The sequence below is a fragment of the Brevundimonas sp. T2-11 genome (genome assembly GCF_055397675.1).
The window spans coordinates 969,999-992,212 of the sequence record NZ_AP027920.1; the positions used below are offsets into that span (position 1 = coordinate 969,999).

At 68.9% G+C, this 22,214-nt stretch carries 22 protein-coding genes; 16 read left to right on the forward strand and 6 right to left on the reverse strand.

What is annotated here, in order from left to right:
• Positions 1-7: 7 nt before the first annotated feature.
• The 3 genes from phoU (at position 8) to ACZ5XO_RS04805 (ending at position 2,309) form a co-directional block, all read left to right on the forward strand.
• Positions 8-757 (forward strand): phosphate signaling complex protein PhoU, encoded by a 750-nt coding sequence (phoU, locus tag ACZ5XO_RS04795; RefSeq protein ID WP_464164173.1) that lies wholly within the window; start codon positions 8-10, stop codon positions 755-757.
• A 43-nt stretch (positions 758-800) separates the two neighbouring features.
• Positions 801-1,490, forward strand: a complete 690-nt coding sequence (phoB, locus tag ACZ5XO_RS04800) for a phosphate regulon transcriptional regulator PhoB (RefSeq protein ID WP_207822733.1) — start codon at positions 801-803, stop codon at positions 1,488-1,490.
• 99 nt (positions 1,491-1,589) lie between these two features.
• A complete protein-coding gene (locus tag ACZ5XO_RS04805; RefSeq protein WP_464164174.1) occupies positions 1,590-2,309 on the forward strand; it encodes a CPBP family intramembrane glutamic endopeptidase, BDIM_20840 family in 720 nt (239 codons plus the stop codon).
• Here ACZ5XO_RS04805 and ACZ5XO_RS04810 read toward each other — a convergent pair.
• Positions 2,306-3,241 (reverse strand): Hsp33 family molecular chaperone, encoded by a 936-nt coding sequence (locus ACZ5XO_RS04810; protein ID WP_464164175.1) that lies wholly within the window; start codon positions 3,239-3,241, stop codon positions 2,306-2,308. The genes ACZ5XO_RS04805 and ACZ5XO_RS04810 overlap by 4 nt on opposite strands.
• Before the next feature lie 186 nt (positions 3,242-3,427).
• On the opposite strand from ACZ5XO_RS04810, the gene ACZ5XO_RS04815 reads away from it, so the two are divergent.
• From ACZ5XO_RS04815 to ACZ5XO_RS04840, 6 genes are all read left to right on the forward strand, one after another.
• Positions 3,428-3,955, forward strand: coding sequence for a hypothetical protein (locus tag ACZ5XO_RS04815; RefSeq protein WP_464164856.1), 528 nt, complete (start codon positions 3,428-3,430; stop codon positions 3,953-3,955).
• Between the two features lie 84 nt (positions 3,956-4,039).
• Positions 4,040-5,929: a phosphoglycerate dehydrogenase gene (gene serA, locus ACZ5XO_RS04820; RefSeq protein WP_464164176.1), complete on the forward strand. Its 1,890-nt coding sequence runs from the start codon at positions 4,040-4,042 to the stop codon at positions 5,927-5,929.
• Between the two features lie 97 nt (positions 5,930-6,026).
• Positions 6,027-7,844 (forward strand): autotransporter domain-containing protein, encoded by a 1,818-nt coding sequence (locus ACZ5XO_RS04825; protein WP_464164177.1) that lies wholly within the window; start codon positions 6,027-6,029, stop codon positions 7,842-7,844.
• A 244-nt stretch (positions 7,845-8,088) separates the two neighbouring features.
• A complete protein-coding gene (locus tag ACZ5XO_RS04830) occupies positions 8,089-8,709 on the forward strand; it encodes a M23 family metallopeptidase (protein ID WP_464164178.1) in 621 nt (206 codons plus the stop codon).
• A gap of 102 nt (positions 8,710-8,811) precedes the next feature.
• Complete coding sequence (locus ACZ5XO_RS04835) at positions 8,812-9,780, forward strand: ABC transporter ATP-binding protein (RefSeq protein ID WP_464164179.1); 969 nt, start codon at positions 8,812-8,814, stop codon at positions 9,778-9,780.
• A complete protein-coding gene (locus ACZ5XO_RS04840; RefSeq protein WP_464164180.1) occupies positions 9,777-11,222 on the forward strand; it encodes an ABC transporter permease in 1,446 nt (481 codons plus the stop codon). The genes ACZ5XO_RS04835 and ACZ5XO_RS04840 overlap by 4 nt, the downstream gene beginning before the upstream one ends.
• Positions 11,223-11,256: 34 nt before the next feature.
• Here the strand turns inward: ACZ5XO_RS04840 and ACZ5XO_RS04845 are convergent, their stop codons facing one another.
• The 4 genes from ACZ5XO_RS04845 to ACZ5XO_RS04860 all read right to left on the reverse strand — a co-directional run bounded on the left by ACZ5XO_RS04845 (position 11,257) and on the right by ACZ5XO_RS04860 (position 14,614).
• Positions 11,257-12,177, reverse strand: a complete 921-nt coding sequence (locus tag ACZ5XO_RS04845) for a cobalamin biosynthesis protein CbiG (protein WP_464164181.1) — start codon at positions 12,175-12,177, stop codon at positions 11,257-11,259.
• A gap of 75 nt (positions 12,178-12,252) precedes the next feature.
• Complete coding sequence (locus ACZ5XO_RS04850) at positions 12,253-12,768, reverse strand: hypothetical protein (RefSeq protein ID WP_464164182.1); 516 nt, start codon at positions 12,766-12,768, stop codon at positions 12,253-12,255.
• Positions 12,769-12,771: 3 nt separating this feature from the next.
• Complete coding sequence (gene xth, locus ACZ5XO_RS04855) at positions 12,772-13,557, reverse strand: exodeoxyribonuclease III (RefSeq protein ID WP_464164183.1); 786 nt, start codon at positions 13,555-13,557, stop codon at positions 12,772-12,774.
• 103 nt (positions 13,558-13,660) lie between these two features.
• Positions 13,661-14,614 carry a hypothetical protein gene (locus tag ACZ5XO_RS04860; protein ID WP_464164857.1) on the reverse strand — a complete coding sequence of 318 codons (954 nt, stop codon included), beginning with the start codon at positions 14,612-14,614 and terminating at the stop codon, positions 13,661-13,663.
• 145 nt (positions 14,615-14,759) lie between these two features.
• On the opposite strand from ACZ5XO_RS04860, the gene ACZ5XO_RS04865 reads away from it, so the two are divergent.
• From ACZ5XO_RS04865 to ACZ5XO_RS04890, 6 genes are read left to right on the forward strand one after another with little or no spacing between them, the layout of a single operon-like run.
• Positions 14,760-15,836: an MBL fold metallo-hydrolase gene (locus tag ACZ5XO_RS04865; protein ID WP_464164184.1), complete on the forward strand. Its 1,077-nt coding sequence runs from the start codon at positions 14,760-14,762 to the stop codon at positions 15,834-15,836.
• Positions 15,833-16,609, forward strand: a complete 777-nt coding sequence (locus ACZ5XO_RS04870) for an enoyl-CoA hydratase (protein ID WP_464164185.1) — start codon at positions 15,833-15,835, stop codon at positions 16,607-16,609. The genes ACZ5XO_RS04865 and ACZ5XO_RS04870 overlap by 4 nt, the downstream gene beginning before the upstream one ends.
• Before the next feature lie 51 nt (positions 16,610-16,660).
• On the forward strand, positions 16,661-17,170 hold the full coding sequence (locus ACZ5XO_RS04875; RefSeq protein ID WP_464164186.1) for a GNAT family N-acetyltransferase: 510 nt from the start codon (positions 16,661-16,663) through the stop codon (positions 17,168-17,170).
• A gap of 48 nt (positions 17,171-17,218) precedes the next feature.
• Positions 17,219-17,770 (forward strand): DUF1285 domain-containing protein, encoded by a 552-nt coding sequence (locus tag ACZ5XO_RS04880; RefSeq protein ID WP_464164187.1) that lies wholly within the window; start codon positions 17,219-17,221, stop codon positions 17,768-17,770.
• Positions 17,767-18,429, forward strand: a complete 663-nt coding sequence (locus ACZ5XO_RS04885; protein WP_464164188.1) for a CoA pyrophosphatase — start codon at positions 17,767-17,769, stop codon at positions 18,427-18,429. The genes ACZ5XO_RS04880 and ACZ5XO_RS04885 overlap by 4 nt, the downstream gene beginning before the upstream one ends.
• Positions 18,426-19,631 (forward strand): CCA tRNA nucleotidyltransferase, encoded by a 1,206-nt coding sequence (locus ACZ5XO_RS04890; RefSeq protein WP_464164189.1) that lies wholly within the window; start codon positions 18,426-18,428, stop codon positions 19,629-19,631. Before ACZ5XO_RS04885 ends, ACZ5XO_RS04890 begins: the two co-directional genes overlap by 4 nt.
• On the opposite strand, the gene ACZ5XO_RS04895 is transcribed toward ACZ5XO_RS04890, so the two are convergent.
• Complete coding sequence (locus tag ACZ5XO_RS04895; RefSeq protein WP_464164190.1) at positions 19,606-20,565, reverse strand: endonuclease/exonuclease/phosphatase family protein; 960 nt, start codon at positions 20,563-20,565, stop codon at positions 19,606-19,608. The genes ACZ5XO_RS04890 and ACZ5XO_RS04895 overlap by 26 nt on opposite strands.
• A 215-nt stretch (positions 20,566-20,780) precedes the next feature.
• Between ACZ5XO_RS04895 and ACZ5XO_RS04900 the strand changes: the two genes are divergently transcribed.
• Positions 20,781-22,211, forward strand: coding sequence for a DUF2793 domain-containing protein (locus ACZ5XO_RS04900; RefSeq protein WP_464164191.1), 1,431 nt, complete (start codon positions 20,781-20,783; stop codon positions 22,209-22,211).
• Positions 22,212-22,214 lie beyond the last annotated feature (3 nt).

Below are 22,214 nucleotides of genomic sequence, written 5' to 3' on the forward strand. Positions count from 1 at the left end.
CGCGAGCATGAACCAGCATACGGTCAAGGCTTACGGCGACGAACTGAACCAGCTGACGGCGGAAGTCGTCCGCATGGGCGGTCTGGCCGAGGCCCAGGTGGCGGACGCCATCGAATCCGTCGCCCGCCGCGACGTGGCCTTGGCGAAGGCGGTGGTCGAGCGCGACAACCGCCTGGACGCCCTGCACCGCGACATCGAGAAGAAGTCGATCCGCCTGATCGCCCTGCGCCAGCCGGTGGCCTCGGACCTGCGCCGGACGCTGGGCGCCATGAAGCTGGCCTCGGATCTGGAGCGGACCGGCGATCTGGCCAAGAACATCGCCAAGCGGGCGCTGATCCTGGCCGAGGGCGAGCCGATGCAGCCCCTGACCCGTTCGATCGAGCGGATGGGCCGTCTGGTGTCGACCCGTCTGCGCGACGTTCTGGACGCCTATACGGCCTCGGAGGTCGAGCGCGCCCTGTCGGTGTGGAGCACCGACGACGAGGTGGACGAGCACTACAACGCCCTGTTCCGCGAGCTGCTGACCTACATGATGGGCGACCCGCGCACGATCACGGCCTGCACCCATCTGCTGTTCATGGCCAAGAATCTGGAGCGGATCGGCGACCACGCGACCAATATCGCCGAGACCGTCCACTATGAGATCACCGGCGAGGAAATGCTGGGCGAGCGGCCCAAGGCCGTGCCCGGTCCGGGCGAGGAACAGACGCCCACGCCCCATGTCTCGACCCCGCCGTCCGATCCGACGGACGCCTGACTTTACTTCCTGCTGACGACTTCGACCGACCGGAGAGCCTGACGTGCAACCCTATATCCTGGTGATGGAAGACGAGGACGCCCTGGCCACCCTGCTTCAGTACAATCTGGAGAAGGAAGGCTATGACGTGACCGTGGCCGCGGACGGGGAGGAGGGCCTGCTGCAGGTCGACGAGCGTCTGCCGGACCTGGTGCTGCTGGACTGGATGTTGCCCAAGCTGTCGGGCATCGAGGTCTGCCGTCGCCTGCGCGGCCGGGCCGAGACCCGCAACCTGCCGATCATCATGCTGACCGCGCGCGGCGAGGAGACGGACCGCGTGCGCGGCCTGGACACCGGCGCCGACGACTACATGACCAAGCCCTTTTCGATGACCGAGCTGACCGCGCGCATTCGCGCGGTTCTGCGCCGCATCCGTCCGGGTCTGGCCGACGACCGGGTCAACCACGCCGACATCGTCATCGACCGCGTCGCCCACCGCGTTCGTCGCGCGGGCAAGGAAATCCACCTGGGCCCGACCGAATTCCGCCTGCTGGATCACCTGATGAAGCATCCCGGCCGGGTCTTCAGCCGTGAACAGCTTCTGGACGCCGTCTGGGGGTCGGACGTCTATGTCGAGGCCCGCACCGTCGACGTCCACGTCGGCCGTCTGCGCAAGGCCCTGAACGTCGAGGGCACGGTCAACCCGATCCGCACCGTGCGTTCGGCGGGCTATTCGCTGGACCTGAACAACTAGGCTGGATCGTCGGTCGCGGTCGGCGCGTTAAATTTCAGTCATCTGCATCTGCTGCGGCGAGCGCTCGCCTCATGACGACAGGTCATGGGGAGGGGCGCGATGCCGGACGCGATCATTGCAATGCTGGCTTGGGTCGGCGCCGTCGCTGCGGGCGGAGGTCTGGCGGCGATTCTGATGAAGGGGCGCGTGCGGTGGGGATGGCTGATCGCCGCCCTGCTGCTGATGGCGGCCTATGACGCGCTGCTGACGCGCGGCTACGGCCATATTCCCCTGTCGTTCGGCGAATCGAACTGGAACTGGGAAGGCAAGGCGATGGCGGTGGTGCTGTCGCTCGCCGTGGCCAGCCTGCCGGTCATCGGCTGGCGGCGGGCGGGCCTGACGCTGAAACAGGATCGCCGGGGTCTGACGGGGGCTCTGGTCCTGTCGGGCCTGCTGGTCGCCCTGTTCCTGGGACTGGCCCTGTATTTCCCCGGGCAGGGGTTCGATCTCGACAGCCTGGCCTTCCAGTTGACCATGCCGGGTCTGGATGAGGAGCTGTTTTATCGCGGGGTTCTGCTGCTGATGCTGAACGAGGCCTTCGGCAGGCCGGTTCGCATTCTGGGCGCATGGATGGGGTGGGGCGCGGTGTTGTCGTCGCTGGCTTTCGGCCTGACCCATGCCCTGGGCTATTCAGGCGGCGGCTTCACCTTCGAGCCGCTGCTGATGGCCTCGACGGGAGGCGCGGCCCTGCTGCTGGTCTGGCTGCGCGAGAGGACCGGCAGCGTGCTGCTGCCGATCCTCCTGCACAACTACGGCAATGCGATCTTCATGCTGGTCTAGGCGACCGGCTGTTCGATCTCGGCGGGGTCGATCTTGTAGACGGTCGAGCAGTATTCGCAGGTGGCGTGGATCATGCCGTCGTCCTCGACCATGGCGGCGCGGTCCTCGGGCGGGAAGGACTGCATGACCGTGACCAGCCGTTCCTTGGAGCAGCGGCAGACGGCGGCCAGGGGCTGGGCGCCTTCCAGCCGCACGCCGTCCTCGTGGAACAGACGATACAGCAGGGTCTCGGCGCTGACCGTGGGGTCGATCAGTTCGTCGTCGCCCAGGGTGTTGAACAGGGCGCGGGTGCGTTCCCACACCTCCTCGGTCGAGCCGCGCGCCTCGTCGCCGGCGATGACCTGAATCATGGCCCCGCCCGCGCGCCAGCCGGTCCCGGCCTCGGTCGTCGCCTGACCCACGGCCAGACGGACCTTGGTCGGCACCTGTTCGGACTGGGTGAAGTAGTGCTCGGCGCACAGCGACAGGCTCTCGCCCTCGATCGGGGTGATGCCCTGGGTGCGCTCGAAGTCCTCGCCGCGGTCGATGGTCATGATGAAGACCCCCTTGCCCAGCAGGGTCTGGGCGCCGGGGCGAGCGAAGCCCTCGGAGGCCTTGGCCACTTCGTCCGGGTCAAAGCGGCAGAAGCCGCGAAGGGTCCCGGCCGTATCATAGTCGGCGACGACGTAGCGCACCGGACCGTCGCCCTGGGCCTGAACGATCAGGCGGCCTTCGAACTTCAGCGCCGAGCCGACGATGGCGGCCAGGACGCAGGCCTCGCCCAGCAGGGCGGCGACGGGTTCGGGGTAGTCGTGGGCCGACAGGATCTTGTCCACCACCTCGCTGAGCCGCACCAGGCGGCCGCGCACAGGCCAGCCTTCGATCTGGAAGGCGGCGGCGAAGTCGTCGGTCGGGGCGTTGACGGGCTGTGCGGCGGGCGCGTGATCGGTCACGGCGAAAATCCTGAATAGGCGAAACTGTCGGAAGCGGCGCAACATAGGGAGGCGATCCCCGCTTGGTAAGGGGCGGCGGGGCGGGGGCGAGGCTCTTGCAGCTTGGCCATTTACAGCGGAACCTCTTTCGACCCGGTTCGCTCCTGTCCTGACGACGGTTTTCGACAACAAGAGGTTTGAGTGCCCATGGTTCGACAGTTCAACGCCGTGGACGAGGTCCGCAAACACCCCGGCATCACGGCGGGCGTGGTCGCCGTCCTGGCAGGCGTGGGCATCGCCGCCCTGCTGCTGAACCAGCGAACAGGCCCGACGCGCTATGAGCGGCTGCGGGAGCGGGTCGATCCGCGCGGCTGGTTCGACGCCGAGGCCCTGCGTCACCGCTTTGACGACATCGCGCGCGGCGTGCGTCACGGCGCCGAGGACTTGGGCCATCGCGCCGCCGATCTGGGCGGCTATGCGGGCGAGCGGGCGGAGCGGTTCGGCCATGACGCCCGCGCGAAGGCCGAACACTGGCTGCATCGCTCGGGCAAGAAGACCCGCAAGCCGATGAAGCGCTACGCCAAACAGGCGCGCCGTTACGCGGAGGACGCCGGAGACTTTGCCCGTGATCACGCCAGGGAGGGCGGCGCCCTGCTGGCCGTGGCCACCATCGCCGCGGCCATCGGCGCGGCCGCGCTGGAAAGCCGTCGCAAGGGCGGCTTCGGCAAACTGTGACGCTTTTGGAAAATTCGTGCGGAAAAGGGGGCTTTGAGCCCCCTTTTTATTGCTGCAGGTGCGAAGGTGGGTTAGGTGCGGCGCATGACTTCGCCCGTCTTCATCTTCGACTTCGATTCCACCCTGGTGCGCATCGAGACGCTTGAAGCGCTCGCTGACATCGCCCTGTCCGATGCGCCCGACGCGGCGGCGAGGAAGGCCGAGATCGCGACCCTGACCGATCAGGCCATGTCGGGGCAGGTCGACTTCGGCACAGCCCTGCGTCGACGTCTGGATCTGCTGGCCCTCAACCGCGGCCATGTCGAGGCCCTGACGGACCGCATTCTGGATGAGGCCAGCGCCTCGATCCGCCGCAACGTCGACTTCTTCGAGCGCCACGCCGAGCGGGTCTACATCCTGTCAGGCGGCTTCCGCGAGGTGATCGCGCCTCTGGCCGTCCGCCTGGGGATTGCACCCGATCATGTCCTGGCCAACGACCTGATCTATGACGACGAAGGTCGGGTCACGGGCGTAGACGACGCCAACCCCCTGTCACGCGACAACGGCAAGCCCGAGGTCATCAGGGCGCTGAACCTGAGCGGGCCCGTGGTCATGGTCGGCGACGGCTGGACCGACGCCGAGGTCAAGCTGGCGGGCGCCGCCGACCGTTTCTACGCCTTCACCGAGGTGGTCAGCCGCCAGAAGGTGATCGAGGTCGCCGACGCGACCGCCGCCTCTCTGGATGAGGTCCTGTTCGCCGAGGGCGTGGCCGGGCGCTGGTCCTATCCGCGTAACCGCGTCCGCATGCTGTTGCTGGAGAACATCCACCCCGCCGCCGTCGAGCGGCTGGAGGAGGCGGGCTACACTGTCGAGACCATGAAGGGCGCGCTGGACGAAGATGACCTGATCGAGACGATCAAGGGCGTGCACGTCCTGGGCATCCGTTCCAAGACCAATGTCAGCAAGCGGGTGCTGGAGCACGCCGACCGCCTGCTGGCCGTCGCGGCCTTCTGCATCGGCACCAACCAGATCGATCTGGAAGCCGCCGCCGAACATGGCGTGGCCGTGTTCAACGCCCCCTATTCCAATACCCGTTCGGTGGTCGAACTGGCCATCGGCCTGACCATCGTCCTGATGCGCGACGTGGCCGACAAGTCGGCGGCCATGCACCAGGGCCAGTGGAACAAGTCGGCGACCGGTTCGCGCGAGCTGCGCGGCAAGACCCTGGGCATCGTCGGCTATGGCGCCATTGGTTCGCAGCTGTCGGTCCTGGCGGAAAATCTGGGGATGCGGGTCGTCTTCCACGACCTGTCGGAGCGTCTGGCCCTGGGCAACGCCCGGCGGATGCGCTCGCTGGACGCCCTGCTGGCCGAGGCCGACGTGGTCAGCCTCCATGTCGACGGGCGCAAGGACAACACCCTGATCATCGGTGCGGCCCAATTCGCCAAGATGAAGCCGGGCGCCCTGTTCCTGAACCTGTCGCGCGGTCACGTCGTCGACGTCGACGCCCTGGCCGAGGCGGTGAAGTCGGGCCGGATCGCCGGCGCGGCGGTGGACGTCTTCCCCGAGGAGCCGCGCACCAACGCCGACCCCTTCGCCAGCCCCCTGCAGGGGCTGAAGAACGTCATCCTGTCGCCCCATATCGGCGGCTCGACCGAAGAGGCCCAGGAGGCCATCGCCGAGTTCGCCGCCGAGCGCCTGCTGGGCTATCTGAACCGGGGCGACACCACCTTCTGCGTCAACCTGCCGAACGTGCAGCTGGCCGAGGTGTCGCGCGCCCACCGCCTGCTGCACATCCACAGGAACCAGCCGGGCGTTCTGGCCGAGCTGAACCGCGCCCTGTCGTCAGCGGGCCTCAACATCCTGGGGCAGCACCTGAAGACGGACGAGCGCACCGGCTATGTCATCACCGACGTGGATCGCGACTATGATCCCGAGGTGCTGAAGGTCCTGCGTGACCTGCCGGGCACAGTTCGCTTCCGAATGCTTCACTGAACGGCGTTCAGGTTCCCTTGGGGCATCTTGCGCTAACGGCGAAGCAGCGCATCCTCTCGATAACGACCGCATACTGACGGTCGAGGGAGGAACACCGATGTCTCGACTTCTTCGCGGAGCGGCTCTGGCCGCCCTGACTCTGGCCGCCGTCTCGACCGCAAGCGCCGCCGGGGCGCAGAGCTATGATCGACTGGTCGTCTTCGGCGACAGCCTGTCGGACAATGGCAACCTCTATGCCGCGACGGGCGGGATGACCCCGACCTCGCCGCCCTATTATCAGGGCCGGTTCTCCAACGGGCCGGTGTTCACGGAGCTTCTGGGCTTCAACGCGGGGCGCTACGCCGCCGGCGCGCCGGTGACGGGCAGCATCAACTACGCCTTCGGCGGGGCGCGCACCGACAGCGCGGCCTCGCCCCCCGGCATGCGCAACCAACTGCTGGCCTACACCGGCGCGGGCGGCAAGTTCGGTGCGGGGGATCTGGTCAGCATCCTGGGCGGCGCCAACAACATCTTCCAGGCCATTCCGACGGCGGGCGCATCCACAAACCCGCAGGGCGCCATCGCGCCCGTGGCCCAGAGCGCGGCGGCGGACATCAACTTCATCGTCAACAGCGTGGCCACGGCGGGGGCGGAGACGATCCTGGTGACCAACCTGCCGCGTCTCGGCACGACGCCGCAGTTCAATCAGGGGCCGGGCCTGCCGGCCAAGCCCCTGGCGGACTACGCCGGCACGACCTTCAACAGCGCCCTGCAGGCGGGGCTGATGACGGTGGCGGCGGGGCAGGCCAACAGCAACATCATCCTGATGGACCTCTACAAGATCAGCGACACCCTGACGGCCAGCCCGGATCGCTTCGGTCTGACCAACGCCAAGGACGCCTGCTTCAACGGCCTGACCGTCTGCGCCAGCCCTGACAGCTATCTCTATTGGGACGGCGTTCACCCGACAGCGGCGGGCCACCGTCTGATCGCCCGCCTGGCCAGCGACTACCTCTACTACGGCGATCTGAGCAGCCAGACGGCCGTGCTGGGCGAGACGGCCTGGCGTCACCGCGAAGACGCGCTGGACGGTTCGACCGCCAGCCTGTCGGGCCGTGACGCCTGGACGGCGGGCACAGCGATCTCGGTTTCGGCCCTGGCGGACCGGACCAAGACCGACGCGCGCGGCGCCATCGGCGAGGCGACCTCAGACGGCTATGGCGTTCGCATCGCGCTGGAGTCGGGCACCGAGACGATGAGGTTCGGCCTGGCCGGCAGCTATCGCAACGCCGACGTCGATGCGGGCAGCCTCAATGTCGACCTGGATAGCTTTGGTCTGGACATCTATGGCGGCTGGCGCTCTGGCGATCTGTTCGTCAATGCGGCGGCGGGCGTGGCCCAGGACGACTTCAACGACGTCAGCCGCCTGACCTCGCTGGCGCCGATCGTTCATACCGGGTCGACCCGCGGGGTTTCGACCGGGGCGCGTCTGCAAGGCGGAATGTGGTTCGACATGGGGGGGATCGCCCTGTCGCCGCGCGCCGCCGTGGCCTGGATCAACAGCGACGTGGACGGCTTCACCGAACAGGGCGTGGCGGCCCAGTACGCCTATCAGGACCGCTCGGTTCAGGGCGCGACCGCCGAGATCGCCCTGCGCGCCGAGGGCGGCGGCGACCGCTTCCGCTTCTTCGCCGAGGGCGGCTATCGCGACAGTCTCAGCGACGACGGCGACGCGGTCCGCACCGGCATCGCCGGCAATCCGGCGCAAGTCCTGGCGCGTGAGGTCGATGAGCCCTGGGGCGGTCAGTTCCTGGCTTCGGCGGGCATTGAAGGCACGATCATGGAACGTCTGAAGGTCTCCATCGGCTACAAGGGCCGTTTCGGCGATCAGGCCGACAGCCACATGGGCGGGGTGCAGCTGACCCTGCCGCTGTAAAACGTCCGGCAAGAACCGTGGAGGGGGCTGTGCGGCGCAGGTCGTGCGGCCCCTTTCTCGTTCCGGTTCCCGGCGTGCGACGCCTTGTCGCCGCGTGCGCGCCCCATTCGCGTCCCGGTGTGATGGCAAAAGGCGACCAACCCCGGCCGTCGGCGACTGCTTTTCCGCCACCTGCGCTGTCTGTTTCGCGTGACCATGACGGCCCTCCCGCTCGCAGTTCGAGCGCCTGGAGTGCAGTTTCAGTATGCGTTTTCTTCCCCCGGCCGTGAGGCCGTTTGCGATCCGTTTCGGCCAGACCAGCGTCGTCGCCGTCACCGCCGTTCTCGCCATGGCCGGCGCGCCTCTGGGCGCCGCCGGTCCTGCATCGGACAAGGTCGAAGACCTGTCCGCGCCCGCCGCCCCGCCGGTTCGGGCGGTGGCCAAGCCCGCCGGTCCCGTCACCCGCAAGCTTCTGTTCGAGGCCCCGGTGAAGGGCTATCGCATCAACTCGGCCTTCGGCTTGCGCAAGCTGACCATCGAGGCCAAGGCGCGCGCCCACAAGGGTGTGGACATCGCCGCCCCCAAGGGCACCAGCGTCTATACGACCGCCGAGGGGCGCGTGGTGCGCGCCGGCTTCCAGGCCGGGGGCTATGGCAACTTCATCGAGGTCAAGCACCCCAACGGCCTGAGCAGCGTCTATGGCCACCTCAGCCGCATCGACGTGCATACGGGGCAGGAGGTCGCCTCGGGCGAACGGATCGGCCTGGTCGGCTCGACCGGCTATTCCACCGGTCCGCACCTGCATTTCGAGGTGCGTCGCAACGGCGCGCAGGTGAACCCGACCAAGGTTGTCGGCCAGGCCTTCGACGTCAAGGTCAGCGCATGATGCAGGGCTGACCGATCATGACCAATCCGTAATGTAAACCACCCTTTCCATCTCCCCCGTCGCGCCGCTAGGCTCCGCTCAGACGCTTGTGAGAGGAACGGCATGGTCGCGGCGCTGACGCTGGACGGGATCAGCAAGAGATATGGCGGCTTTCAGGCGGTTTCCGACCTGAGCTTCCAGGTCGAGAAGGGCGCCATCTGCGGCTTTCTGGGGCCCAATGGCGCGGGCAAGACCTCGACCCTGCGCATGATCCTGGGGCTGCAGCCCGCCACGTCCGGCCGGATCGAGATCCTGGGCGCCGACGACGGCCGCAAGGTCCGTGATCGGATCGGCTTCCTTCCCGAGGAGCGCGGTCTCTACAAGAAGATGACGCCGGTCGACGCCATCGCCTTCTTCGGCGGCTTGAAGGGCCTGCCCGCGTCCGAAGGTCGCAAGCGCGCCCGCGAGATGCTGACCCAGATGGGGCTGGGCGATGCGCAAAAGAAGAAGATGAAGGACCTGTCCAAGGGCATGGCCCAGAAGGTCCAACTGATCGCCTCGGTGGTGCATCGCCCCGAGTTCGTGATCCTGGACGAGCCGTTTTCCGGCCTCGACCCGATGAACCAGCAGGGGCTGGAGGCCATGATCAGGGCCCTGGCCGCCGATGGCGCGACCGTCCTGTTTTCGACCCATGTCATGCAGCACGCCGAGCGCCTGTGCGACAAGGTGGTGCTTCTGGCGCGCGGCAAGAAGGCCTTTGAGGGCACGGTGGATCAGGCTCGCGCCACCTCGCCGCGCTTCCTTGAGCTTGAGGGCGCGCTGGAGCCCGCCGCTGTATCAGCCTTGCCGGGGGTGTCGAGCGTCGAGGTGCTGCACGATCATGACGGCGCGCGCGTTCTGCGCGCCGGTCTGACCCAGGGCGCGGGCGGGCAGGAGGCGCTGAAGTCCGCCTTCCTGACCGGGCTGGACGTGCGCCGCTTCCAGATCAAGGAGCCGACCCTGCACGACGCCTTCATCGCCCTGACCGGCGATCACCCGGACGAGGATCAGACCGTCGCCCGTGAAACCCTCAAGGCGGAGGTCGCCCGATGAACCGCACGCTTCTGATCGCGCGCCGCGAATTCATGGCCTACGCCAAGACGGTGGGCTTCTGGCTGTCGTTGCTGGCCTTCCCCCTGTTCGCCGCGCTGGGGGGCGTCATTCCCATCATGATGAGCCATGCCGAGCCGACACGTTCGGTGGCCCTGGTGGACGAAGCGCCGGCCGGTTCCGGCCTGGCCGCCGCCGTGAGGCAGTCGCTGGAAAGCGAGCAGGCGCGTGGCGACATCAGCGCCCTGCGCATGGCGGCCATTCCCGAAGCCGGCGTGGCCGGCGGCGACCGGGTGCGGCAGGTCGCCGAGACTGAAGGCTATGAGGCCGGCGTCGCCGCCCTGAAGCGCGAGGCGCCGCGCGCCGGCGCCAAATTCGAGACGCCGAAGCGCAGTCTGACCCTGGTGGCGGCGCCCGCCGAGATCACGGCCGCCGCGCCGGGCGAGGCGCGCGACGCCCTGGCCCGCCGCTACCTGACCGATGATGCGCCGAAAGATCAGAAGCTGAGCGGCGTGGTCTTTCTGACCGAGACAAACGGCCAGCCGGGCGCCCGCGTCTGGACCGCCCGCGCCACCGACGATGCGGTCGAGGACGCCGTTCGCGACGCCCTGAAAGACGTCAACCGGCGTCAGGTCTTCGCCGCCAGCGGCATAGATCCGGCCGTGGTGGCCCAAACCGACCGCTTCCGTCCTGAACTGTCCGTCTTCTCGCCCAAGGCCGCGTCGGGCGGCGAGGTGTCCTTCCGCGACAAGCTGCCGACGGTGGTCGGCCTGGCGGTCGGCTTCATCCTGTGGTCGCTGATCATCACCGGCGCTTCCATCCTGCTGAACAGCGTCATGGAGGAGAAGTCGAACAAGATCCTCGAGGTCCTGCTGTCCTCGGCTTCGGCGACCGAGATCCTGACGGGCAAGGTGCTGGGCGTGGCCCTGCTGACTCTGACCGTCCTGATCGCCTGGGGCGGCCTGGGCGGGGTCGGCATGGTCGCCGCCGCGCCGGACGTAGCCCGCGACATCGGCTCGGTGCTGCTGAGCGACGGTCTGCTGATCTACTTCCTGCTGTTCATGGTCGGCGGCTATCTGATGTATGCGGTCCTGTTCGCCGCCATCGGCGCCTTCTGCGATACGCCGCGTGACGCCCAGACCTTGATGGGGCCGATCATGATGGTGCTGGTCGCACCCCTGCTGGTGATGCAGATGGCCATTCGCACGCCGGACGCGACGGTGGTGAAGGTGATGAGCCTGATCCCGCCCTTCACCCCCTTCGTCATGGCGGCGCGCGCCCCCAGCGGCCCGCCCATGATCGAGATCGTGGGCGCCCTGGTCGGCATGTTCGCCTTCGCCGCCCTGATGATCTGGGTGGCGGGTCGCGCCTTCCGCGCCGGCGCCCTGTCCGACGTCAAGCTGAACTGGAAGAGTTTCCTGGGCGCGGTGCGAGGGCAGGCTTGAGCCTGCCCTCCGGCGTCCTGTCGTCTGAAGGCGTCTAGACGCCGAGGATCCAGCCTTCTTCCCCCTCGACCTGCGCGATCAGGGCGTCATCCGCCGTCTTCGGCGCGGCGAAGGCCATTTGCAGCGTGCCGGCGTCGTCCATCCGGGCAAAGGCCTCGGCGGCGGTGCGGACCTGGGCCTGGGTCTTGTATTCCTTGACGCCTTCGGCGCTGACCTGACGCTTGGCGTCGAACAGGGCGGGCCAGACCTCGACCACGACGGCCGACAGCGGCTCGACGTCGGCTTCGGTCAGTTCACGCCAGCCGGTGTTGAAGGGCCAGACGGCGGCCGAGGCGCCCAGCTGTTCCAGCAGGCGGCGCAGCATGGGCACGCCCAGCAGGGTCAGGCCGCCGACGGCGCCCGCGCCATGCATCTGCCAGACGCTCTTGGGCGGCAGCTTGTCCTTGCGCGCGGCCAGTTCGGTGGCGCGGAACTCGGGGATGTCGGCGCCGGCGCCCTCGGGCGGCTTGGTCGTGGTCAGCCAGCGCTGGGCCTGGCTGGCGGGCGCGCCCCAGAAGGGCCAGGGCTGGTCCGTCATCAGACGGTTCATCTTGGCCGCCACCTGATAGCGGTTGTTGGTGTTGTCGGCCTTGTCGACGATGTTGGCGGCCAGGAACTTGCCCATGGCCTCCCACGGGCGGCCGTCCAGCTTCAGTCGCTCGGCGGTGCCGGCGGGGAAGCCGAAGTCGAAGTCGAAACCGACGAGGACGCGATCGCCGCGCTTGCGGTGTTCGGCCAGCAGGTCGGCGATCAGTTTCTCGCCCTCGGCGCGCGTGGCGACGTTGTGGGTCTCGGTATAGAGGCGGAAGCGCACGTCGCGCTTGGCCACGCCGACCCACAGGGTTTGCTCGCCCAGCTTCTTGCCTTCGGCGGCGGTCCAGTCGGCGATGATGTAGGCGTCGAAGAGACGGGCCACGGCGGGCTCCTGAGAAACACAGTAAACAGTAGAGGCGGGGGTTCTAGCCTTCCGCGAGGGAGGCGGGAAGGGCGATCAGCGCTTCATCAGGGCTTCGACGTGCGACAACCATCGCCGTCCCAGCCGCAAGGCCTCGGACGGCGAGCCTGTCGAAGCCGGCAGGTCGGCGTTCCAAAGGGCCAGTTCGAACTCGGGGCTGCGGGTGTCGCTGAACATCAGACGCAGCACGACCTGCTCGGCCTCGGGCACGACCACGTCCAGATCCTTGCGCAGGGCGCCGCGTCGGGCGCGGGCCACGACATGGCCGTCGACGATGATCTCGCCGCCCTCGACCTCGTCAAAGGCGTAGACCAGTCCCTGAGCGCCGCGTTTCCACAGCACCACCACCTGACCCCCGTCGAAATCCAGACCCGCGGCGCGGCCCTCGGCGGGCGACAGGGCCTCGGTGTCGGCCTTGACCCCCAGCGACTTGAGCAGAGCCCGTTTCAGTCGCCGCTCCGGCTCCATCCACCAGGACAGCATCAGGGCGCCCGTCGTCAGGAAGGCGGCGGTCAGGGCGATCAGCAGGATGACCCTGAACGTCTCGCCCATGGATCAGGCCCCCAGGTCCAGGTCGACCACCACGGGGACGTGGTCGCTGGGTTTTTCCATGTCGCGGGCGTCGCGGTGGGTCTCGACGCCGCGGAACCGGTCCGTCGCCTGTGGCGACAGCAGGGCGTAGTCGATGCGGATGCCGTTGTTCCTCTGCCAGGCGCCGGCCTGATAGTCCCAGAAGGTGTAGGTCCCCTTGGGCTCGTCGCCCAACTCATGGGCGTCAGCCAGGCCGAGCCATTTCATGGCGTTCAGGGCGGCGCGGGTTTCCGGCTGGAACAGGGCGTCGTTGACCCAGTCCTCGGGTTTGGCCGCGTCATCGGGCGTCAGGATGCAGTTGTAGTCGCCGCACAGGGCCAGCGGCTCCTCAAAGGCCAGCAGGTCCCTGGCGTGGTCGTGCAGACGCTGGAACCAGGCCAGCTTGTAGGGAAACTTCTCGGTCCCGACCGGATTGCCGTTGGGCAGGTAGATGGACGCCACGCGCACCGGAACCGGGGCCTCGATCAGGGCCTCAATGTAGCGGGCCTGTTCGTCCGTATCGTCGCCGGGCAGGCCGCGCCGGATATCGGACAGGGGGAACTTCGACAGGATGGCGACGCCGTTATAGGTCTTCTGACCGTGGGTCTCGACGTTGTAGCCCAGGCTCTCGAAGGCCTCGCGCGGGAATTTCTCGTCCACGCATTTGATTTCCTGGAAGCAGACGACGTCGGGGTTGGCCGATTCCAGCCAGGCCAGCACGGTGGGCAGGCGGGCGTTGACCGAGTTCACGTTCCAGGTGGCGATGCGCATGGCCCAAGGCTAAGCCGCGTCGCGTTCGGCGAAAAGAGGTCGCCAGAAACAAAGACGCCGCCGGATCGCTCCGGCGGCGCTTCGTCTGATGATCAGGCGTCGATCAGGCTTCCGGCGTCGCGGCCGGAGGCGTCGTCGTCAGCTTGCAGCCGCCGCCGATCAGCGCGGCCTCGGCGCAGGGGTAGATCTGCTGCACGGCGTGCTCTGCGTTGACACGAGCAATGACGCCTTCGGCGCCGGCGCAGGTGGCTTCGTAGAAGCGGCCGTTGGCATTGTGGCCCATCAGGCGGACCTGCTGGACGTCGCAGCCGGCAGCGTCGGAACCGGCCAGCCAGGACTTCACCGTGGCGGCCTGTTCGGCCGGCGTGGTGAAGGGGCAGGCGGCGTTCTGCATGAGGACCTGCATGCATTCGGTCTTCTGCCAGCCCGCGTCGGCGCGCTCCAGCCAGTAGCCGTCCGCGCCCGCGCAGCCGATTTCATAGACCAGCTTGCCGTCAGACTTGACGCCGGCGACCGTGCCCTGGTCGACCTGGCAGGCGATGCCGGCTTCCTGGGCGTAGGCGGCGAAGAAGGTCAGGGTGTTCTGGTTGGCGGGCAGGGTGCAAACCGTGCCGACATCGGCGGCGGGATCAGCGGCGCGTTTCTTTTCAGCCTGGGAAGCCAGAACCAGGCAGTCCAGGGTTTCCGGCGGCGTCGAGCCCACGACGATGTAGCCGGGGCCGGAAGCGCAGATGGTTTCGTAGAGGCTCACCTGCTCCGCCGTCTTGCCCAGAAGCTTGGCCTCGGTGGCCTGGCACGGGGAGCCTGCAGCGGTGAGGATCGCCTGGGCTTCGGCCAGGACGACGGCCGGATCGGGTTGTGCGGGCTGCTGCTGTTGCTGACGCTGGCGGCCGCGCGAGGGGCGTTCACGGCCAGGGCCGCTGACGCGACCGTGGGTCGCCTCGTCCTGACGCACGCGGTCGTCGCCAAGGTTGTCCTGGGCGCGGGCGGGGCTGAAGGAGAGATCGACGACGATCAGGGCGGCCACTGCGCCAAGCGCGCAGGCGATACGTTTCATGTTCACTGGAATAAGGCTCCTTTGGCTCGGCGAGCGGCGAAATCCATGACCGTCCGGGCCGGGGCGGTCAAGCCAGACAGCAAAGAAGCTGGACCTCGATCGGGCGATCCGCTTAAACCTAGGCCCGTTGCGATTGGAGACGGACTTGGCCGACGGCGCGGTGAACGAAGAGGCGGCGACGACCGCACGCGGCCTGACCTATCCGTCAGGCCCGCCGCCGCAGGCGGGCCAGGCGCGCGAGGTGGCGCCGGGCGTCCTGTGGATGCGTTTGCCTTTGCCGATGACGCTGAACCACATCAATGTCTACGCCCTGGCGGACGGCGACGGCTGGACCGTGGTGGATACCGGGCTGAAGACCAGCGCCTCTCGCGAAGGGTGGGAGGCGGCCTTGGCCGGGCCGCTGGACGGCAAGCCGATCAGGCGAGTGATCTGCACCCATATGCATCCGGACCATATCGGCCTGGCGGGCTGGCTGTGTGCGCGATTCAATGCGCCGTTGCTGATGTCGCGGCTGGAATATGTGACGGCGCGGATGCTGATCGCCGACGAGGGCCGTCCCGCCCCGGACGAGGGCGAGGTCTTCTATCGCGCGGCGGGCTGGAATGATGAACAGATCGCGCGTTGGCGCACGGGCTACGGCGGCTTCGGCAAGGCGGTGGCGGCCATGCCCTCGGCCTATCTGCGGCTTAGTGAAAACGATGTGCTGCGCGTCGGCGACGACGACTGGCGGGTCGTGATCGGGGAAGGCCACAGTCCGGAGCATGTCTGCCTTTGGCGCGAACGCGACGGGGTCTTCCTGGCGGGGGACCAGATCTTGCCGCGAATATCCTCGAACGTCTCGGTCTGGCCGACGGAGCCCGAGGGCGATCCTCTGGGCGAATGGCTGCGCTCCCTGGCGGCGCTGAAGGCGCGCCTGACGGAAGACCTGTTCGTCCTGCCGTCGCACGGTGAGCCCTTTTACGGCGCCACAACACGTCTGGAGGCCCTGATCCGGGGCCACGAAGTGGCGCTGAAACGGCTGGAGCGGACGCTGAGGACGCCCTCGCGCGCCGTGGACGTGTTCTCGGCCCTGTTCGCGCGTCCGGTGGGCGACGAGGTGCTGAGCATGGCGACGGGCGAGGCCATCGCTCATCTGAACTATCTGGCCCGCGAGGGGCGGGCCCGGCGCAGTCGTGACGAGGCGGGCGTCGACTGGTGGACACTGACGGAAGCGAGCCAATGAGCGAACACATCAAGATCGATCTGGACGGCGGCGTCCTGACCGTCGCCTTCAACCGGGCGGACAAGAAGAACGCCATCACCCAGGCCATGTACACGGCCCTGGCCGACGCCACCGAAAAGGCGAAGGTCGATGACGCCGTGCGCGTGATCCTGTTCCGCAGCGAGGGCGACTCCTTCTCGGCGGGCAATGATATCGCCGACTTCATCGCCCTGGGCTCGCAGAGCAGCGGCGATCTGGTCGAGATGGGGGTCTTCCGTTTCCTCAAGGCCCTGGCCGATCTGGACAAGCCCGCCGTGGCGGCGGTGCGCGGTCGCGCCGTGGGCATCGGCCTGACCCTGCTGCTGCATTGCGACATGGTCGTGGTGGCCGAGGACGCCCTGCTGTCGGTTCCTTTCGTCAACCTGGCCCTGGCGCCCGAGGCGGCGTCGTCCCTGTTGCTGCCGGCCACGATCGGCCATCAGCGGGCCTTCGAGCTGTTCGCCCTGGGCGAGGCCATCGACGGCAGGACGGCCCTGGCCTGGGGTCTGGCCAACCGTGCGGTGGCGGCCGATCAGGTCGAAGCGACGGCGCGTCAGCTGGCCGACAAGCTGGCGGGCCGAGCGCCCAATTCGATCCGCAAGACCAAGGCCCTGATGCGCGACGCCGAGACCCTGTGGAGCCTGATGCAACGCGAGGCCCACGCCTTCGGCTCGCAGATGCGCAGCCCCGAGGCGATGGAGGCCTTCATGGCCTTCAGCCAGAAACGCGCCCCGGATTTCACCAAAGCGGGCTGAATTCGCGCAAACGCGATTGATTCGAGGGGGCTGGGGGTCTAGGCGCCGCGCATGAACGCCGTCGCCGCCCCAGTTTCCGTCGAGTCCGCAACCCCGGTCCGCATTCTGCGAGAGCGATCGGGCGATGCGGCGGCCGTGGACGCTCTGGTTCTGGCGGCCTTCGGGCCGGGACGCTTCGCCAAGACGGCGGAGCGGCTGCGCGAGGCGGCGCACCTGGCGGCGGGCTTTTGCGCCTTTGAGGGCGAGCGCCTGATCGGTTCGGTGCGGCTGTGGTCGATCACGGTAGGCGAGGCGCGCTCGGTCTTTCTCGGCCCTATCGCCGTGGACGCCGCCAGCCGTCGCGGCGGTCTGGGCGCGGACCTTGTGCAGGCTTGCATCGAGGAAGCAAAGGCGATGAAGCTGGACGGGGTGCTGCTGGTCGGCGATCCGCCCTATTTCTCGCGCTTCGGCTTCTTGCCCGCGCCGGGGGCTGTCCTGTCGGGGCCGGTGGATCGTCGCCGGGTCATGTGGCTGCCGATCACCGAGGTTGCTCCGGCTGGTCTGGTTTGTCCCGTCGCCTGAGGGCGGACGACGCTTCCTTTGCCGGGCGACGCGCCCCATAGTTCGCATATGACGAACCCTGCGACATCGTCGGGCCTGTCCGGCGTGGCCGAAGCCGCGCGACAGGCGCCGGGGCGCGGCCTGCCGCCCGTGCACCTGTGGCATCCAGAACATTGCGGCGACATTGACATCCTGATCCGCGCCGATGGCGCCTGGCTGCACGAAGGCTCGCCCATCGGCCGGGCCGAGCTGGTGCGGCTGTTCTCCACTGTCCTGCGCAAGGACCCGGACGGCTATCATCTGGTCACGCCCGTCGAGAAGCTGAAGATCCAGGTCGAGGACCTGCCGTTCCGGGCTGTGGCCGTACAGTCGGCGGAAGGGGTTCTGAACTTCACGACCGACATGGGCGATGTGGTCGAGGCGGGGGCGGATCATCCCATCGTGGTCGAGACCGACGCCGTGACTGGCGAACCATCCCCGCGCGTCCATGTGCGAGCTGACCTGTGGGCGCGGATCGTGCGGCCGGTCTTCTATGAACTGGTGGAGCGGGCCGAGGCGGCGGACGGGCGACTGGTGGTGCGATCCGGCGGCGCGGTCTTCGCCTTGGGGAGCGTGGAATGAGCTGCGACAGTCTGAGGAAGCGGCTGGAGGCCCGCCTGGACCCGGTGGCGTCGTGGACGCCTGAACGCACCGCGATCCGCTCCGATTACGACCTGAACCCCGGAACCGCGCGTCCGGCGCGCGAACTGCGGCCCGCCGCCGTTCTGGTGCCGATCATCATGCATGACGACGGCCCGACGGTGCTGATGACGCGCCGTTCGGACAGTCTGGCCAGCCATACCGGCCAGATCGCCTTTCCGGGCGGACGGCTGGACCCCGGAGAGACGGCGGGGCAGGCGGCGCTGCGCGAGGCGTTTGAAGAGGTGGCGCTGGACCCGGGCAAGGTCGAACTGCTGGGGCTGGGCGATCCCTATGAAACCGGGACCGGCTTTCTGGTGACGCCGGTGGTCGGTTGGTTGACCAGGCCTCCGCAAGTGACCCCTTCGCCCGCCGAGGTGGCCGAGGTGTTCGAGGCGCCGTGGGACTTCCTGATGAATCCGGTCAATCACCGCCGGGACTATTATGATCCCGAGGAGGGGCCGCGTCGCTGGTTCTGGGCCATGCCCTATCGCGAGCGCTACATCTGGGGCGCGACGGCGGGCATCCTGAAGGGGCTGTTCGTGCGCCTCTACGGCGACGAGGCGGAGCCCCTGTCGGCGGCGGCCGAGGACGCCGCGTGAGCCATCGGCTGCAAGGACAGGACTGGCCGACGGCCCCGGCGACGCGGGCGGTCATGGCCGCGCTGGCGGCGGCGGGAGGGCTGGATTGTGCGCGCTTCGTCGGCGGCTGCGTGCGCAACGCCCTGATCGGGGCGCCCATCGACGACATCGACATCGCCACGACCCTGACGCCCGAGGCCGTGGTCGCGGCCTTGAAGGCGGCAGGCCTCCGCGCCGTCCCGACTGGCATCGAGCACGGCACGGTGACGGCGATCGCGGAGCATCAGCCCTTCGAGATCACCTCCCTGCGCCGTGACGTCTCGACCGACGGCCGACGCGCCACGGTGGCCTTCACGACCGACTGGGCCGAGGACGCCGGACGGCGCGATTTCCGCTTGAACGCCCTCTACGCCGATGCGGACGGCGTCATCCTGGACCCGACGGAGCGGGGCTATGACGACGCCATGGCGGGACGGATTGTCTTTGTCGGGGAGCCTGAGGGACGCATCCGCGAGGATTACTTACGCATCCTGCGCTTTTATCGCTTCTATGCCTGGTATGGACGCGGCGCGCCCGACGCGGCGGCGGTGGCGGCCTGCGCGGCCCTGGCCGAGGGCGTCGAGCGATTGTCGGCCGAGCGGGTGTCCAAGGAACTGCTCAAGCTGCTGGCCGCGCCTGATCCGCGCCCGGCGGTGCGGCTGATGGCCAAGGCGAGCGTGCTGGAACGCGTGCTGGGACAGCCCGCCGACCTGACGCTGTTCGAGGCGATGGCTGAGCTGAGCGGGGATGCGGTGCAGCGGCTGTCGGCCCTGCTGCCTGATGAGCCGGCGCGGGTGGCCGAGATCGCGCGCGGTCTGCGGCTGTCGAATGCTCAGCGCGATCGGCTGGTCGAGGCGGTCAGCGACGAGGCGAGTACGGCCCTGACCGAGGCGCAGGCGCGGGCGGTCATCTATCGCGACGGGCGACAGGCGTTCGAGGATCGCGTCATGCGGGCCTGGGCGGCGGGAGGCGAGCCGGAAGCGTCGCGGCGTCTGCTGGCGCTGGCGAAGGACTGGGTGCGGCCGACCATGCCGGTCGGCGGGCGCGACCTGGCGCGACTGGGCCTGAAGCCGGGACCGGAGACTGGGCGGGTGCTGCAGGCCTTCGAGGCCGGGTGGATCGCCGACGGCTTCCCCGACCACGGCCACGAAGACCGGCTCAGGGCGCTTCTGCCGCCAGCGTAAAGCGGGTGATGACCGGGCGGTGGTCCGAGCCGGTCTTGCGGCCCAGTTTGCGCTCCAGCAGGGCCAGATCGGGCGAACGCCAGACCTGATCGATGGTCATGCCGACCGCCGAGGGGACGGCCGAGGGCCAGGTGCCGGGCCAGCCAGGGGCGGGGATCAGACCGGCCTCGGCCTGAATCTGACGGCCGATGCGCGCGCTGGAGACGCTGTTGAAGTCGCCCGCCGCGATGACCGGGCCGGTCATGTCGCGTCGAATGGCGGCCAGGGCCGCCGCCTGATTGATCTGCCCCCACTGATACTGGAAGGGCCAGGGCCGGGTCAGGTGCGCGCCGATGATGTTGACGGGACCGAGCGGGGTCTGGGCCACGGCGGCGACCGAGACCAGGCCGTCCGGCCGGTCCGCGATGGCGGTCAGGGGATAGCGCGAAGCGATGGCCGCCCGCGCGGCTCCGCTGGGCCGATCCACGCGGGCGTTCAGCACCCGGTGGGGATAGCCCGCCAGCACGTGATCCATTCGGGCCGAGGGGGCGTCCCCCAGCTCGACCAGCACCACGATGTCGGCGTCGGCGTCCTGAATGGAGCGGGTGATGGCGTCGACGTCGCTGTTCCAGGCCCACAGGTTGGCGGAATAGAGGGTCAGGGCCGGCGCGCCTTCGCGGGGCTGGGCGCCGCCCATCGGCAGCCACTGAGGCCAGACCGCGACAATCAAAAGGGCTGTGACGCCGAGGCTGGCGATCATGGCGGGACGCAGCTTCAGCAAGGCGCAGATCAGGGTCAGAACCAGGGTCGCGGCCAGGGCCGGGGCGACGAACTGGGCCAAGAGGTCGGTCCAGCGGTGACCGATCCCTGACAGGGCCGACAGGGCGACGGCGGCGGGCGCGGCGACGATGCCGAGCGCGGCCAGGTGAACCACGGTCTTCAACGGAGAGATCAAGCGGACTTCCTCGCGGACTGATGCGGCGGACCGCGATCCTGGCCTATCCGACCGGGGCGGCGCGTGTCGAGGCCTGGCGCCCGATGCGGAACCTCGCGCGCAATCGGGCGCGCCAATCCCGGTGATTTCCCGGCCTCGGGATGCGCCGCGTCCTATCAGCACGCCGCAGCGCCGGCTCTGGGCAGACTGATTTTCCAACCCTTGGAGATCATTCGATGAGCGACGACGTCAGCGCGCGGCTGGGCCTGCCCTATCTGGCGGCGGGTCAGCTGCAGAAACACGTCACCCTGAACGAGGCGCTGACGCGTCTGGACGCCCTGATTCAGATGTCGGTGGCGAGCCGCACGACGGAGGCGCAACCGGCCGAACCCGATGACGGCGTCCTGTATATCCTGCCTGCGGGGGCGACAGGCGCGGACTGGGGCCATCACCCGGCGGGCGCTGTGATGCGCGCGGAGGCGGGCGGGTGGTCGGCGGTGCCCATGCCCGAGGGGGCTCTGGCGGTGGTGCTCGACAGCGACGAGGTGCTGGTGCGCCGCGGCTCGGCCTGGTCTGCGGTTTCGACGGGAGAGATCTCGTCTGTTCAGAACCTGACGCGGTTGGGCGTCAACACCGAGGCGGATGCGGTCAACATCGTGGCCGCGCGCCTGAACAAGGCGTTGTGGACGGCGCTGGAGGCCGAAGACGGCGGGGACGGCGATCTGCGCTTCACCTTCAACAAGCAGGGGGCGAACGACGTCTTGTCCCTGCTGTTTCAGAGCGGGTGGAGCGGACGCGCCGAACTGGGTCTGATCGAGGACGACGACCTGAGGCTCAAGGTCAGCGCCGACGGCGATCTGTGGCGTGAAGTCCTGTCCGTGGAGCGCGCCACCGGGCGCGCCTGGTTCGCGCAGGGGGCGACCCGACGCGAGCTTACGGTCCTGACCGGCAACGGCGGTTGGACGCCGCCCGCCTGGGCACGCTGGATCGAGGCCGTCTGCGTGGGCGGCGGCGGCGGCGGCGGGGCTGGAGCCGTGGCGGCGGCCGGCGCAGCGCGTTACGGCGGCGGCGGCGGCGGCGCGGGCGGGATCGCATCGGCCTGCTGGTCTGTCGCGGCCTTGCCGGGCGTCTTGTCCGTGACAATCGGCGGCGGCGGCGCGGGCGGAACGGGCCCTGGCGGCGCCGGAGGCGCGGGCGGCGGCTCCGCCGTGTCGTCGGGCGGCGTTCTTCTGCTGACGGGCGAAGGCGGCAAGGGCGGCGCCGGCGGGGGCGCTTCGGCAGGCGCCGGAGGTGCGGGCGGCGGGGGGCTGCTCCGATCCAACGCCGGCGGCGATTCATCTGTTTCAGCGACGGCCGGGGTCGGACAGGCCCAATCCAGGCCCGATGGGCCGGGTGGCGGTGGAGCCGGAGGCGGCGTCAGTGCGGCCAATGTCGCCTTCAGCGGCGGAAACGGCGGAGACGGCGCTGTTCTGCATCTGCGTGCGTCGGGCGGCCTGGGGCGCGTCACATCCGGCCTGGCAGGGCAGGCCTCGCCCGTTCCGGCCCTGTCCTGGGCTGGCGGCGGCGGCCACGGCGCGGGCGGCGGCGGCGGCGGCGCGGCGACCAGCATCGCCGGAGGCGGCGGGGCCGGTGCGGCGGGCGTGGTCTGGCTAACGGCGATCGGGTGAGCG